This window comes from Clostridium sp. Cult3, assembly GCF_021655115.1.
Lineage (GTDB): Bacteria > Bacillota > Clostridia > Tissierellales > Tepidimicrobiaceae > PPXY01.
The window spans coordinates 1-14,310 of sequence record NZ_PPXY01000010.1 but is presented as its reverse complement, the minus strand read 5'-3'; the positions used below and the strand labels follow the sequence as shown (position 1 = coordinate 14,310).

Sequence of the window (14,310 nt, the reverse complement as noted above, 5' to 3'; positions counted from 1 at the left end):
CTTAATTTATTTATCTTATTATTATATAGGTTAATATCATTAATAATCTCTCCGACCATATTAATATCCTTTAAGGCTTTTAGCAAATATTTGTCATGCTCAATTTCAGTCTTTATCTTGTTAAACTTATCATATCTGTTACTGATATAGATATATTTTTTTATGTTTTCTGACAATAATTGTTCTAATGCAGTTATTTTATTAATATCCTTAAGTTTTGTTAAATAGTCTTCAACTAGTTTTATTTCTCCGTTTAATCTTTCTAATTCTACCTGTATAGACTTTAACTTAGCTAATTTATCTTGGCAACAATAAATTGATTGTTTAACATTATCTAACTCTTTAATTTTATTTGTTAGTTCATCTAAATATTCGTATTCCTCTAAATTTTTATAAAGATCCTTTAGGGTATCTTCGTAGGACTTTCTTTTGATGTTTAAATTCCTTATATCCTTTAAGGTATCTTTTAAAGCATCGTCAACTATGTGAACACCAACAAGTCTACCTATAGCATTGGCTCTTGTTGAGTTTTTCTCCGAAAGTAAAAAAGGCCCTTCTAATTGTTCTCCAATATTAATGGTGCTTGACTGATCGCTATCTAATACCACTTTTCTTATAGAAGTTGCATCGATAATTTCTTGAGGGACTGTAGTACCGAAACCTTCAAATACCTTTTCTGTATTATTTGCGTCATATAGGTAATATGCGTTCTTGCTTTTGCTTCTAAACCTTTTGACTTTAGTATTATCATTAAATATAACAGTTACACTGCAATCTCTTTCACCTTCTCTAATAAAGAAGTCCCCTGAAGGTTCATTATATAGAGCCCATTTTAAAGCTCTAATAATAGCAGATTTTCCTTGGTCTGATGGTCCTACTATTACATTCAAAGTAGAATCAAATTCTATTTCCGTATATTTATGAGATTGAAAATTTTCTAAGATAAGCTTGTTTATATATTTCATGCTAAAATTCATCTCCTAAATCCTTCATCTGGGAGTTAGCTATTCTTTTGAGAGCCTCTCTCTTTACTTCTTCCGATACTCCCCTTGCATTAGAGACCTCCATGAGTATTTCATTGATTTCTAGCTTTTCAAAATTTACCGCAGTATCTATAGACTGTTTGAATTCAAATAATCTTTCTGACTTAAATATGTGGTTTTCTATTTCCTGTCTATCTAATACGTCTATACCTTGAGCGGCAGATTTTAATTGAATCAATTCAACGTGGATGTTCTCTTCTAAATCAATTAAAGCCACCTTTGGAGTTCTATCTATTTCTATTAGGCTATTAGTTATCCTTACAAAACTACCGGGGTTTATAAAATATTTACCGTGGGTTTTAACAATACCAAATCCCGAATGATAATGCCCTGACAAGGTAATATTAGCTTTTGTGCTTACTATATCTTCAATTAGAGTATAGGGGATTCCTTTAATGAAGGGCTTATCTAACAACATACCGTGAACCATATGAATGGAATAATCCACATCCTGTGGTATATCATCAACTAGGTAGCTAGATTTATCTCTCTCATCGTCTATGTTATATGTATAAGATTGACCCGTTAATTGAACCTTGATGCCGTTATTATTTAAAAAGATCCTTTCCCCATCCTTGATAACTTTTACCACACCAAATGCATCTAACAGACCAAGCATAGTCCTATTTATGGTTTCTGGATTATGCCCATATATATCATGGTTTCCACAGATTATATATATAGGCACCTTTATATCGTTAAGTATAGATGCATAATTTCCTACAATGGAAACTGAAACATCTGGTCTATCAAATAGATCACCACCATGTAAAACGTAATCTATATGATATTCTTCCACAATATGACATATTTCAATTAGCTTTTTTTCTAAAGCTTCCGTTAAGTTGTCTTTTCTATTTTTCGGTGTGGTTCCTCTAATATGTGTATCCGTCAAAAATAGCAATCTCAATTACTGACACTCCTTATAAATAAACCTCCTTGTGGACAAGGAGGTTTATTTAGTTTTATCTTCCTTAGTTTTTTTCTCTTTATCGTCGGATTCCAAGCCTTGATGTGTTAATCCAAATTCTTCTCTTATTTTATTTTCTATCTCTCGAGCAATATCTGGGTTTTCCTTTAGAAAGTCTTTAGCATTTTCTCTGCCTTGTCCAAGTCTATGTTCCCCATAGCTATACCAAGAGCCAGATTTATTAACAATATCTGCACTAACCCCTGTATCTAGAATATTGCCTTCCTTTGATATTCCAAGACCATACATAATGTCAAACTCCGCTTGCTTAAAAGGAGGTGCTAGTTTGTTTTTCACAACCCTTACCCTAGTTCTATTACCTAAAATACTATCTCCTTGTTTAATAGAATCAATTCGTCTTACATCTAATCGTACACTAGAATAAAATTTTAAAGCCCTTCCGCCAGTTGTAGTCTCAGGGTTACCAAACATAATTCCAACTTTTTCCCTCAATTGGTTGATAAATATTACTGTAGTATTGGATTTGCTAATAGCACCTGCTAATTTTCTCAATGCTTGGGACATCAATCTTGCCTGTAATCCTACATGGCTATCTCCCATCTCACCTTCTATTTCTGCTTTTGGAACGAGAGCAGCTACTGAGTCTACTACTACTATGTCAACGGCTCCACTTCTTACTAGAGCTTCAGCTATTTCTAGCCCTTGCTCTCCAGTATCAGGTTGAGATACTATTAGGTTCTCTGTATCTACACCCAGTTTTTTTGCATAGATTGGATCTAATGCATGTTCTGCATCGATAAATGCAGCTATCCCCTCTAGTTTTTGAGCTTCTGCAATTACATGCAATGCTACAGTAGTTTTTCCTGATGATTCGGGGCCATATATTTCGATTATTCTTCCTCTTGGGAGTCCTCCTATACCTAATGCAATATCTAGATCCAAAGATCCTGTTGGTATAACATCAATACTCTCGATATTGGTATCTCCCAACCTCATAATAGACCCCTTACCAAATTGTTTTTCAATTTGGTTTATTGCCATATCCAATGCTTTCTTTTTTTCACCTTTATCAGTCATCATTTCCCAGTTTAACTGGAGTCACCACCTTTCATTTTGGCGAACGTTAGTTCTGAATTAATTATATATCAACTCTTAAAATTAGTCAAATAATAATTTAAATTACATGAATCATAGTATTTTTCTTAATTCATCAAAAGCTTTTAAAGTAGCTCTATTTTGAATAGAAGTTCTGTTGCCACTAAATACAGATTCAACAACAAAAACATCATCTTTAGTGGCAATTCCAATATAGACCAATCCTACAGGTTTCATATTGGTTTCGCCTGATGGTCCCGCTATACCTGTGGTTGATAAAGCTATATCTACGCCAGTTTTGTTTAAAAGCCCTGAAGCCATTTCTATGGCTACTTGTTCACTGACTGCTCCATATTTATTCAGTGTCTCCTGTTTAACTCCTAGCTCCTCTATTTTAGCTTTATTGCTATAGGTAACTATTCCCCTATCTAGCACCTGGGATACACCAGGTACTTCAGTAAACCTGCTCACAATAAGACCGCCAGTACAGGATTCGCAAAATGCTATCTTCATGTTCATATCCTTTAATTTTCTATATACTACTTCCTCTATGGACTCATCTTGATAACTATATATGTATCCAGATATTTTTTCGTCTATTTTTTCAATAGCCCTCTGTAGTAACTCATCTACCTTTTCTTCATCTCTACCTTTGCCTACGATTTTTATATCTACTTTGCCATCCTTTGCATAAGTAGCAATACTAGGGTTTTGATGATGAACTATAATGTCTTCTAGCATACTTTCTAAAGCAGATTCTCCAATGCCAATAGTATTGATAGTTTTTATTTTTATAACATTGTCCTGCTTTATCAAGGGCATTGTATACTTATCAAACATTAGCTTCATTTCTTTTGGTGGCCCAGGTAATAATATTAAAATTTTATCTTTATGCTCAATATATATCCCAGGTGCTGTACCAATTTCATTTCTCAAGATACTACCACCTTCTGGTATGTAGGCCTGTTTAATATTATTAGAGGTCATAGGTCTGTTCATCTTATGAAAGTAATTTTTTATATCATATTCCATAGAGTTATCTAAAACGAGATCCAGCCCTAAGGTTTCACAGACTACCTCTTTAGTAATATCATCGGCTGTAGGACCAAGGCCTCCTGTAAATATTAATAAATCTGCACGTTTCATACCGGTGTTTATAACCTCTTTTAATAGATTAGAGTCATCTATAACTGATGTATGATATAATACATCAATACCAATAGCAGATAATTTTTTAGTAATATAATAAGTGTTGGTATTTAAAGTACTACCTAATATTATTTCAGTTCCAACGGATATTATTTCTGCAATCACTACAACCCCCCCCTATTATTTATCTCCAGATTTTAAAACATGTTTATTCTTATATATATAATCTATCCCGGATATTATAGTAAATAACAATGCAATATACAGCATAATTTTATCTAAGGGGAACCCCATTTTTCTGAAGGGATAATTATCTATCAATATCAAGATTATGGCTACCAGCTGAGTAACAGTTTTTATTTTGCCAAGGGAAGAAGCTGCTATGGTTATCCCTTCTGAAACAGCAATAGTCCTAAATCCCGTAATGGTAAATTCTCTAGCAATTATTATTACTACAATCCATGCAGGCACTTTTCCTAGTTGAACCATAGATATAAGGGCCGTAGACACTAATAACTTATCTGCTAAAGGATCAACAAATTTACCAAAAGTGGTTATCTGGTTTCTACTTCTAGCAATATATCCGTCTAATCCATCAGTAGCTGCAGCAATAGTAAATATTAATGCAGCTATATAATTGCTATTAGGGAAATTAGAAAACAATATTACCATAAAAACTGGTATTAAAAAAACCCTAGTTATAGTTATCTTATTTGCCAAGTTCATCAACAATCTCTCCAATCAAATCATATTCTATACAATCAGTTACATTTACATACACATACTCACCTAACATAAGTTCCTTGTTAGAATGTATATATACAATTCCATCTATATCTGGACTATCCATATAAGTTCTACCGATATATATACCTTTTTCATATATATCTTCTACCAATGCTAAATAAGACTTTCCAACCCTTTGTTGGTTTAATTTATAGGATATGTTTTGCTGCAGTTTCATTAGTTTATTTCTCCTATTATGTTTAACAACTTCATCTACTTGTAAATCATAATTGTAAGCAGGAGTTCCTTCCTCTCTAGAATAGGTAAATACTCCTAGTTTATCTAGTTTAATTTCTTCAATAAAATCATACAGTTCTTGAAAGTGTACATCCTTTTCACCAGGAAAGCCAACTATAAAAGTAGTCCTTATTATTATATTTGGGATTTCTACTCTCAATCTATTTATTAAGTTAACAATATCTTTTTTTGATGTTTTTCTGTTCATCTTTTTTAATATAGGATTACTGACATGTTGTAAAGGAATATCCACATATTTTACAACTTTATTATTAGATTTAATAGCATAGATTAAATCCTCCGTAAAATTATCCGGATATAAATAGAGCAATCTAATCCATTTTAACTTTTCAATTGCATTTAACCTATTTAATAGCTCAGCTAGCATATAATCACCATATAGATCTATACCATAATCTGTAGTATTCTGACCTATTAATATTATTTCTGTTACGCCATTCTCTACTAAATATTCTACTTCCATAATTATATCTTCCATATCTCTACTTCTATATCTGCCTCTTAGTTTAGGTATAATACAATAAGAACAAAAGTTGTTGCATCCTTCTGATATTCTTACATACTCTGTAGGACTAAAGCTCAACCTCTGGACTCCTTCTAGATAATCTTCGTCAATATTATTAATCCTTTTTATTCTTTTTTCACCTTTTTCAAGATTTTTTATTACATCTATAATATCCTTGATATTTCCTGTACCTATTACTCCATCGATTTCTTCGATTTCATCTAATAGCTCTTTTGAATATCTTTCCGCTAAACAACCAGCAAGCAATAAATATTTACAATTACCCTCGTTTTTATATTTAAACATATTCCAAATGATTTCAATGGATTCTTCTTTAGCATCTCTGATGAATCCACATGTATTTACAATTATTACATCAGCTTTTTCTAATGAATTTGTAATGGTATAGTTCTCTTTTTTTAAAATACTCATCATCAATTCTGAATCTATTTCGTTTTTTGAACAACCTAGAGTTACTATCGTTATATTTTTTACTGCCATTAGTCATCGCTCCTTAAATAAGTATCTATATCATCTTTAGTTACCAATACCTTTCTTGGTTTGCTGCCTTCGAATCCACCGACAATACCCTTTTCTTCCATTTCATCTATAATTCTTGCTGCTCTAGCATATCCGATTCTTAATTTCCTTTGTAATAAGGAAATAGATGCCTGTCCTTCATCTATAACCAAGTCAATTGCTTCTGGTAATAATTCATCGGAATCATCCATGAACTTGTCTATTTCTATTTCATTTTGAATGCTTTCTAAAACATCATCATCATATTCAGCAACATTTTGCCCCGTTAAAAATTCCACTACTTTTTCAACTTCTGCATCGCTAATAAAGGCTCCTTGAATACGTACTGGTTTAGAGTAATTGGAAGGGAAAAATAACATATCGCCTTTTCCTGAAAGTTTTTCGGCACCAGCCATATCCAATATTGTTCTTGAATCTACTTGGGAAGAGACTGCAAAGGATATTCTTGAAGGTATATTAGCTTTTATAGTACCAGTGATAACATCTACTGAAGGTCTTTGAGTAGCTACTATTAGATAAATCCCAGCTGCCCTTGCCATTTGAGCCAATCTACATATATAATCTTCAATTTCTTGAGCCGCTACCATCATTAAATCTGCCAATTCATCGATTATTATAACAATTTTAGATAATCTTTCATCCTGTAGATCTTTAATTTTATTGTTATAGGAAGTAATATCTCTTACATTATTTTTAGCAAATAATTTGTAACGTCTTTCCATTTCATTTACAGCCCAACTTAGGGCAGAAGCAGCCTTTTTTGGTTCAGTTACTACCGGTATTAATAGATGAGGTATCCTGTTATATACGCTTAGTTCAACAACTTTTGGATCTATTAGTAAAAGCTTTACTTCATCGGGATGGGCTTTAAACAATATACTGAGTATTATGCTATTTATGCATACAGACTTTCCTGAGCCAGTGGCACCAGCAATCAATAGATGTGGCATTTTATCTATCGTAGATACTATAGGTTTGCCAGAAATATCCTTGCCTAAAGTTAAAGGTAGTTTACTGCTTAGAGATATATATTCCTCAGATTCTAATATCTCCTTTAACCCTACATTATCCCTAATCTTATTTGGAACTTCTATACCTACAGCAGCCTTTCCAGGTATTGGTGCTTCTATTCTTATATCAGATGTTGCTAAACTTAATGCTAAATCATCAGATAAGTTGACAATTCTACTAACTTTGACTCCTGGGGCTGGTTGTAATTCATAGCAAGTAATAGTTGGGCCTTTATTTATTTGAACAATCGTTGCATCAATACCAAAGTTATCCATAGTTTTTTCAATTATTTTTGCATTGTCCAATATTTCCTTTTTATTACTTATATCTTGTTTAATAGGTTCATCTAACAAATCTAAAGAAGGCAATGTGAAATTCATGAAGTTATGCTTATTATTGACAACCACTTCTTCAGTATTGTCCTTGGCGATTTCATTTGACTGATCATTTTTCGTATAATCATGAATTATAATTTCTTTATTCCTCTCAACTAAATTAATTGGGCCTTTTTCCTCCTTAATATCTATCTTTTTAATTGGTTTTGGTTTTGATTTTTTATCTCCATTTATTTTAATGCTTATCCTTTTTAAGTAATCTTTGATTCTTATCTCTGTAAACTGTAAAATAGAGACAATAACTATAAAGGAAATGGTTATATAGCTACCTATGGTACCAAATAATTTAAAGAAAATATATCCAAAAGTTGAACCAATTATGCCTCCTCCCAAACCATCTTTACTCAATTCTAAAGTTTGCGAAAGACTCATACTAAAGGTGGTAGCGTTTTGATTTTTAATATCTAATAAGGTTAAAAAACAAAAAAACAATATGAGTATATGTATAGACTTCTTGTCGTCCTCTATACTAAATTTATTTATAATAAACAATATCCCTATAGCTATAATAATAACAGGAAAAATGTATCCACCAAAACCCATAAGGGTGAAATAAACATTTCTTAAAAGCATCCCCACGATTCCTGTTCTATAGCTAAATAGGCTAATGGCTGATAGTACGCCAAAAGAAATAAGGGCTATGCCTAATATTTCTCTATTGTATTCTTTACCTTTCATTCTGCTTTTTTTACTCAACAATATCACCCTTTGATAAAGTTCTACATAGGATACTAATAATCCTTTTTTATTTTATAAAGTGAGAAAAAATAGTAATTATTCCAATTATCCAAAGATAATAGGAAAAATAGTGTAATTTATCTTTTTTAAGCATTTTTATTAAAAACCTTATAGCGAATATGCCAACTATAGTTGATAATAGTATGCCCACTATTAATGGGCCATCAAATGTTGTTTCACTACCGGTTTTGATTACATCGATTATTCCAAGTAATCCTGCACCAAAAGTTGCAGGTAATGCGAGTAGAAAAGAAAATTCGGTTGCTAAAGACCTGTCTAGGCCTCTAAGAAGACCGGCTACAATGGTCGACCCTGAACGGGAAATTCCCGGTATTATAGCTATACCTTGGAATGTTCCGATGATTAATGAATCCAAGACAGTCATTTCTCTAACATTTTTGCTCTCATAAGATTTATTGTTTGCAATCCAGAGTAAAGCACCTGTTACTAAAAAAGCTATACCAATAGGCAATAGTGAAGATGAATATAAATTCTCAAAAAAATCTTCAAATAATAATCCTATTATCGCTGTGGGAATGCTCCCTATAATGATGAAGAGCGCTAACTTTTGATAACCATTGGTTATACGAAATTTCTTGTTTTTTATACCAGTACCTAGCATTTTAAAGAATTCAACAACTATCTTTATTATATCATTAAAATAAACTATTACTATTGAAATAAGGGTACCAAAATGGAGCATCTCAGTAAAAAATAGATTGCCTTCCTTAATACCGAAAAAATGTTGTAATATTACTAAATGACCAGAACTGCTAATAGGTAAAAATTCAGCAATTCCTTGAAAAACACCTAAAACGATAGCTTGAACTAATGTCAAGTCAATCCCCCCTTTGTTAAATTAAATATACTCATGTTATTATAGCATAATTTAAAATCTTATACTATTCATATTTATCATCTATTAGAGTATTTAATTTACTTAGTGCATGGCTAAACCCCCCAACTTCATCAATTAAACCATAGTCCACTGCTTCCTTTCCTATAAGAATTGTTCCTATATCATTAGCTAATTCATCTGTAGAATACATCAATTTGGTCAATGTAGACCTATCTATACTAGATGTTCGTAGAATAAAGTCAGTTATCCTCTGCTGCATTTTTTCAAAATATCTAAAGGTTTGAGGTACTCCTATAACTAATCCAGTTGTTCTAATTGGATGAATAGTCATAGTAGCAGTAGGCACAATAAAAGAATAGTCTGAAGCTGTGGCTAGTGGTACTCCAATACTATGACCTCCTCCTAATACTAGGGATACTTTTGGCTTATCTATCGTATCTATCATTTCAGCTAAAGCTAATCCAGCTTCTACATCTCCGCCAACTGTATTCAATATAATGAATATCCCCTTTATTTTAGGATCTTGCACGGCTGCTATTAACATGGGAATTATATGTTCATATTTTGTGGTTTTCTTATCAGAAGAAGATAGATTATGACCTTCTATTTCTCCTATAATGGTTAAAAATTGAATAGGATTTTCGAAGTTAGGCATATTTGGAATGCCAATTTGCTTTATATTTTCTATAATATCATTATCTTTGTTTTTGTTATCATTTGTATCCTTGTTCATCTCATTCCCTCCACTTTTTTAAGTATCAATACTTTAATAGTTTACACTAGTTATTATAATAATATGCTTTTAATATATAAAAATCCGGCCCAATAAATTAGGTCGGATTTTTATATATTATTTGCTATTCGAATAATTTAAATTCATTGTGAAGAGCTGCTAAGGCTTTATCTGTATCTTCTTCCTTTATTAAACACCAAATGGTATTGTGGGAATCAGAAGTCTGAAGAATTTTAATATTTTCTTTTGACAAAGCTTTTACAATCCTAGCCATTACACCAGGCACACCTCTCATCTTGTAACCAATAGCACTAATTTTACAACAGTTTTCAACGATTTCATAATCAAAATCTTCCCTATCTAGAATTGAAATAAGTTTTTCTTTATCTTCCTCATCAATAGTAAAAATCTTTTTATCCACTAGAAAATTGATTAAATCTAAGCTAATGTGATTAGAGGTTATTTCTTCCATTAACTTGTCTATCATGGAATCATCATCATTTAATGAAATAATAACTTGTACTCTGCCTTTTTTATAGGTTATTGCAGTAATTATCTTTTCATTAAATAGTTCTTTTCTATTATTGATAAAATTTACATTAACCTCTTCTACAGAAGTTCCTTCGCTGTCTGAATAAGTATTTTTGACAACCAGTGGAACATTGGATTGTTGAGCCATTTCTACCGCCTTTGGATGGATAACTTTCGCTCCATCTTCAGCTAACTGATATACTTCAGAATAACACATTTTTTTTAACACTTTTGCATTTGGCACTATATTAGGGTCTGCTGTCATAATGCCATCTACATCGGTAAATATCTCCACTCGATTACATTTTAGGGCTTTCCCTAAAGCAACTGCTGTTATATCGCTTCCTCCTCGGCCTAAAGTTGTAATTTCTCCATATCGATTGCTACCTTGAAAACCAGCTACTATAACTATATTGTCTTTACTTAAATACTTCAGTATATTATTTGAATCTACACTAATAATTTCTGCATTTCCAAAATTATCATCCGTTAAAATTCCTGCCTGAAATCCCGTTAAAACCACCGCATCATATCCTTTTTCATATAGATGATTTGCCAATACAACAGCTGAAATTATCTCCCCGCAGGACATAAGTAGATCTATTTCCCTATTAGAAATAATTTTAGGATTCACCATGCTTAATAGCGTATCAGTAGCATAGGGGCTACCTTTTCTCCCCATTGCTGAAACAACAGCCACGATTTGATAGCCTTCCTTATATTTTTCAATGATTTTATCGCTAACTTTATTTCTACCATCTTCAGAGGACAAAGATGTACCTCCAAATTTTTGAACCATGATTTTCACCCAGTATCACCTCTAGTATTTTATCTATAGTTTATAATATGTTGTATATGATCATAGTGTGAGATTGTTAATGTATTTACAGTTCAATGATTATCATATCATTTCCTATTTTCCTAATGGCATGCCAAGGTATTTCTATATAATCATTTTCTGCAAACAACTTAAATTGCAACTTTCTTTCAGGCACTATTAACGTCAATATCTTGCCAGTTTTTTCATCTACTATGATATCTGAATCGGCAATTATACCTAATCTTTCACCATTATTTAAATTTACTATTTCTTTCCCTCCTAAATCACTTAACATCATCATATCATCTCCTTGGGTTTTTATTAAATGATATGTGTTTTTTATTTTTTTATGTGTTTGTCAATTATGATAAGGTTCGATATGATATCATTTCAAATATATCTTAATAACCAGTATGCCCAAATCCTCCAGTTCCCCTTTTAGTGTCATCTAAGGTATCTACTTCCATAAGTTCTACTTTTTCATATTTTAAAAATACCATTTGGGCTATCCTATCGCCTCTATTTATTACATAGTCCTCCTTCCCTAGGTTTACTAATATTACTCCAATTTCTCCTCGGTAATCGCTATCTATGGTTCCAATCCCATTTGCTAAACAGATACCATGTTTTAAGGCTAATCCACTTCTAGCCCTAACCTGACCTTCATATCCTTCTGGTATGGATAGATACAGACCTGTAGGGACCAAAACCCTGTCAAAAGGTTTTAATGTTATAGAAGCTTCTATATTAGCATATAAATCTATCCCTGCGGAGCCACTTGTTTCATAGTTAGGGGTAGGAAAATCACTTTTATTGACTATTCTTATCTTCATAATTATTTCACCTCAGCTAAAAAATATTTCTTTTAAATTATTATTGATCTTTTCTGGATCTGATAATTTGCCAACATACGCTATATTATATTTATCTCTGTTGAATATATTTGTTACCACCCTCTCTATATCTACCATCTGCACCTTATCAATCTTATTTAATATATCTTCTGGAGACAGTACTTTATTTAGCAATAATTCAGACTTTCCAATTTCAAACATTCTATTAGAAGTACTTTCCATACCTAATATATAATTTCCCTTCAATTGTTCCTTTGATCTAAATAATTCATAATCCGTAATTAAATTATCTTTTAAATCTTCTATATCCTCATTTACTAACTTTGCTACATTAAGTATTTGATTAACACTTAAGCCTGCGTATACGGTAAAAGCACCTATATTTTCAAAAGAAGTAGGGTGAGAGTAAACGGAATAGACCAACCCCATTTCTTCTCTGAGCCTTTGAAATAATCTAGAACTCATGCTTCCGCCAAATGTATTATTCATTACCAATAGGGGGTAGATATCATCAGATCCTCGCTTTACGCCTTCCATACCAACGCAAAGATTTAACTGCTCCGTATCCTTCAACTTATAGCCAATGTTTTGACTAATCTCCGGGATATCCTCAATCATCCCATCATTTAATCCCATTTCTATTGGAGAGGTTTTATAAAAGCATTCATTCAGCATAGCTATCGTCTCTCTATACTGAAAGTTTCCAACTATTGATATTACAATATTTTCTGTAGTGTAATGTCTCTTATAGTAATTCATAATGGTATCTCTATCTAAATTGCTTACAGTTTCATAGGTCCCCAGTATGGGTAAAGCTAAGGATGTGTTTTCAAACATTGTTTCACTTAGAATATCATATACTATATCTTCTGGTGAATCCAAATACATATTAATTTCTTCAATAATAACACCTTTTTCTTTCTCTATATCTTTTTCGCCAAAGGTTGAATTATTAAGCATATCTGATAATACATCTATGGCAATAGGCAAATGCTTGTCCAATACCCTTACATAAAAACAGGTATATTCAGTACCTGTAAAAGCGTTAATTTGTCCACCAACATCATCTATAGACTCGGCTAATTCCTTAGCACTCCTATTACTAGTTCCCTTAAACAGCATATGTTCTATAAAATGAGAGATTCCATTTAAATCATCTTTTTCCTTAATAGAGCCATTGTTTACTAATACCCCTATAGAAACAGAATTTACATAAGGGATCTCTTCCATAACTACTCTAATACCATTATTTAGTTTTTCTTTAATGTACATTTTTTCCTCCTATTTCTAACTTTTATTTAATTACATCGCTTATTGTTCCAATTTTATATCCTCTATTAAATAAGAATGATATTATCTCTGGTAATGCTTTAACTGTCTCTTCTGTAGGATGCATCAATACTATTGCAGAATTGTGGATTTTGCTTGTTACTCTTTCGATTATTATTTCTTTATTGCTATCCTCCCGCCAATCAATCGTATCAATACTCCACATAATTATATCATAATTTAAGTCTTTTGCAGCTCTAATAGTGTTATCATTATAAGCCCCTGATGGAGGCGCAAAATATATAGATTCTTGTTTAATGATTCCACTTATTATATTATGAGCTCTTAATATTTCTTCTCGATTCTTTTCATAGTTTAGTTTATCATAATCCACATGCCTATATCCATGATTTCCTATTTCGTGGCCATGTTCATATATGCTTAACAATAGATCGGGATTTTTTTCTGCCCACCTACCTGTAACAAAGAAGCTAATTTTAATATCAGCTCCTTTAAGTATTTCTAACATCCCAGGTATATGCTCATTTCCCCAATCTACATTGCAAGCAAAAGCTACGATTTTATCATCTATATTCCCTTTGTAGTGAATATCCATGTTAAATGTTTCATCGGCCCTATTATAAAAGTTAATGTAAAGTAAAATCAATATGATAACAAGGATTACTATAAAAGTAGTATACATAGCTCTTTTATTGAGTATTAAAATTTTCATATTATCCCTCCAAATATCCTTATATAACATTTATATTCAGAGGAATAAAAAATATATTTA

14 protein-coding genes are annotated in these 14,310 nt (G+C 31.8%); all 14 read right to left on the bottom strand.

Annotated features, from left to right (window positions below):
* Positions 1-965: AAA family ATPase (locus C3E88_RS02435; RefSeq protein ID WP_236908457.1), on the bottom strand; the 965-nt coding region annotated here is incomplete at its 3' end.
* Between the two features lies 1 nt (position 966).
* Positions 967-1,953, bottom strand: coding sequence for a metallophosphoesterase family protein (locus tag C3E88_RS02430; RefSeq protein ID WP_236908456.1), 987 nt, complete (start codon positions 1,951-1,953; stop codon positions 967-969).
* 45 nt (positions 1,954-1,998) lie between these two features.
* Positions 1,999-3,054: a recombinase RecA gene (recA, locus tag C3E88_RS02425; protein ID WP_272878373.1), complete on the bottom strand. Its 1,056-nt coding sequence runs from the start codon at positions 3,052-3,054 to the stop codon at positions 1,999-2,001.
* A 108-nt stretch (positions 3,055-3,162) separates the two neighbouring features.
* Positions 3,163-4,383 (bottom strand): competence/damage-inducible protein A, encoded by a 1,221-nt coding sequence (locus C3E88_RS02420; RefSeq protein WP_236908455.1) that lies wholly within the window; start codon positions 4,381-4,383, stop codon positions 3,163-3,165.
* Between the two features lie 15 nt (positions 4,384-4,398).
* A complete protein-coding gene (gene pgsA / locus C3E88_RS02415) occupies positions 4,399-4,944 on the bottom strand; it encodes a CDP-diacylglycerol--glycerol-3-phosphate 3-phosphatidyltransferase (RefSeq protein WP_236908454.1) in 546 nt (181 codons plus the stop codon).
* On the bottom strand, positions 4,928-6,268 hold the full coding sequence (gene rimO, locus C3E88_RS02410) for a 30S ribosomal protein S12 methylthiotransferase RimO (protein WP_236908453.1): 1,341 nt from the start codon (positions 6,266-6,268) through the stop codon (positions 4,928-4,930). The genes pgsA and rimO overlap by 17 nt, the downstream gene beginning before the upstream one ends.
* Entirely contained in the window at positions 6,268-8,391 is a 2,124-nt protein-coding gene (locus tag C3E88_RS02405; RefSeq protein ID WP_236908458.1) for an FtsK/SpoIIIE family DNA translocase, read from the bottom strand. The genes rimO and C3E88_RS02405 overlap by 1 nt, the downstream gene beginning before the upstream one ends.
* Before the next feature lie 67 nt (positions 8,392-8,458).
* Complete coding sequence (uppP, locus tag C3E88_RS02400) at positions 8,459-9,289, bottom strand: undecaprenyl-diphosphatase UppP (RefSeq protein ID WP_236908452.1); 831 nt, start codon at positions 9,287-9,289, stop codon at positions 8,459-8,461.
* A 64-nt stretch (positions 9,290-9,353) separates the two neighbouring features.
* Positions 9,354-10,043 carry a ClpP family protease gene (locus C3E88_RS02395; protein ID WP_236908451.1) on the bottom strand — a complete coding sequence of 230 codons (690 nt, stop codon included), beginning with the start codon at positions 10,041-10,043 and terminating at the stop codon, positions 9,354-9,356.
* 124 nt (positions 10,044-10,167) lie between these two features.
* Positions 10,168-11,382 (bottom strand): aspartate kinase, encoded by a 1,215-nt coding sequence (dapG, locus tag C3E88_RS02390; RefSeq protein ID WP_236908450.1) that lies wholly within the window; start codon positions 11,380-11,382, stop codon positions 10,168-10,170.
* 76 nt (positions 11,383-11,458) lie between these two features.
* Positions 11,459-11,692, bottom strand: coding sequence for a YlmC/YmxH family sporulation protein (locus tag C3E88_RS02385; RefSeq protein ID WP_236908449.1), 234 nt, complete (start codon positions 11,690-11,692; stop codon positions 11,459-11,461).
* Positions 11,693-11,795: 103 nt separating this feature from the next.
* Complete coding sequence (gene dut, locus C3E88_RS02380; protein WP_236908448.1) at positions 11,796-12,227, bottom strand: dUTP diphosphatase; 432 nt, start codon at positions 12,225-12,227, stop codon at positions 11,796-11,798.
* Positions 12,228-12,239: 12 nt separating this feature from the next.
* Entirely contained in the window at positions 12,240-13,520 is a 1,281-nt protein-coding gene (locus tag C3E88_RS02375) for a M16 family metallopeptidase (RefSeq protein ID WP_236908447.1), read from the bottom strand.
* 22 nt (positions 13,521-13,542) lie between these two features.
* On the bottom strand, positions 13,543-14,250 hold the full coding sequence (locus C3E88_RS02370; RefSeq protein WP_236908446.1) for a polysaccharide deacetylase family protein: 708 nt from the start codon (positions 14,248-14,250) through the stop codon (positions 13,543-13,545).
* Between the last annotated feature and the right edge of the window lie 60 nt (positions 14,251-14,310).

What these genes read in the sequence shown, in the direction of transcription:
- C3E88_RS02370 (WP_236908446.1), bottom strand. Translation starts at nt 14,250, where the DNA reads ATGAAAATTTTAATACTCAATAAAAGAGCTATGTATACTACTTTTATA.
- recA (WP_272878373.1), bottom strand. Translation starts at nt 3,054, where the DNA reads ATGATGACTGATAAAGGTGAAAAAAAGAAAGCATTGGATATGGCAATA.
- dut (WP_236908448.1), bottom strand. Translation starts at nt 12,227, where the DNA reads ATGAAGATAAGAATAGTCAATAAAAGTGATTTTCCTACCCCTAACTAT.
- C3E88_RS02405 (WP_236908458.1), bottom strand. Translation starts at nt 8,391, where the DNA reads ATGAAAGGTAAAGAATACAATAGAGAAATATTAGGCATAGCCCTTATT.
- pgsA (WP_236908454.1), bottom strand. Translation starts at nt 4,944, where the DNA reads ATGAACTTGGCAAATAAGATAACTATAACTAGGGTTTTTTTAATACCA.
- rimO (WP_236908453.1), bottom strand. Translation starts at nt 6,268, where the DNA reads ATGGCAGTAAAAAATATAACGATAGTAACTCTAGGTTGTTCAAAAAAC.
- C3E88_RS02375 (WP_236908447.1), bottom strand. Translation starts at nt 13,520, where the DNA reads ATGTACATTAAAGAAAAACTAAATAATGGTATTAGAGTAGTTATGGAA.
- C3E88_RS02385 (WP_236908449.1), bottom strand. Translation starts at nt 11,692, where the DNA reads ATGATGTTAAGTGATTTAGGAGGGAAAGAAATAGTAAATTTAAATAAT.
- C3E88_RS02395 (WP_236908451.1), bottom strand. Translation starts at nt 10,043, where the DNA reads ATGAACAAGGATACAAATGATAACAAAAACAAAGATAATGATATTATA.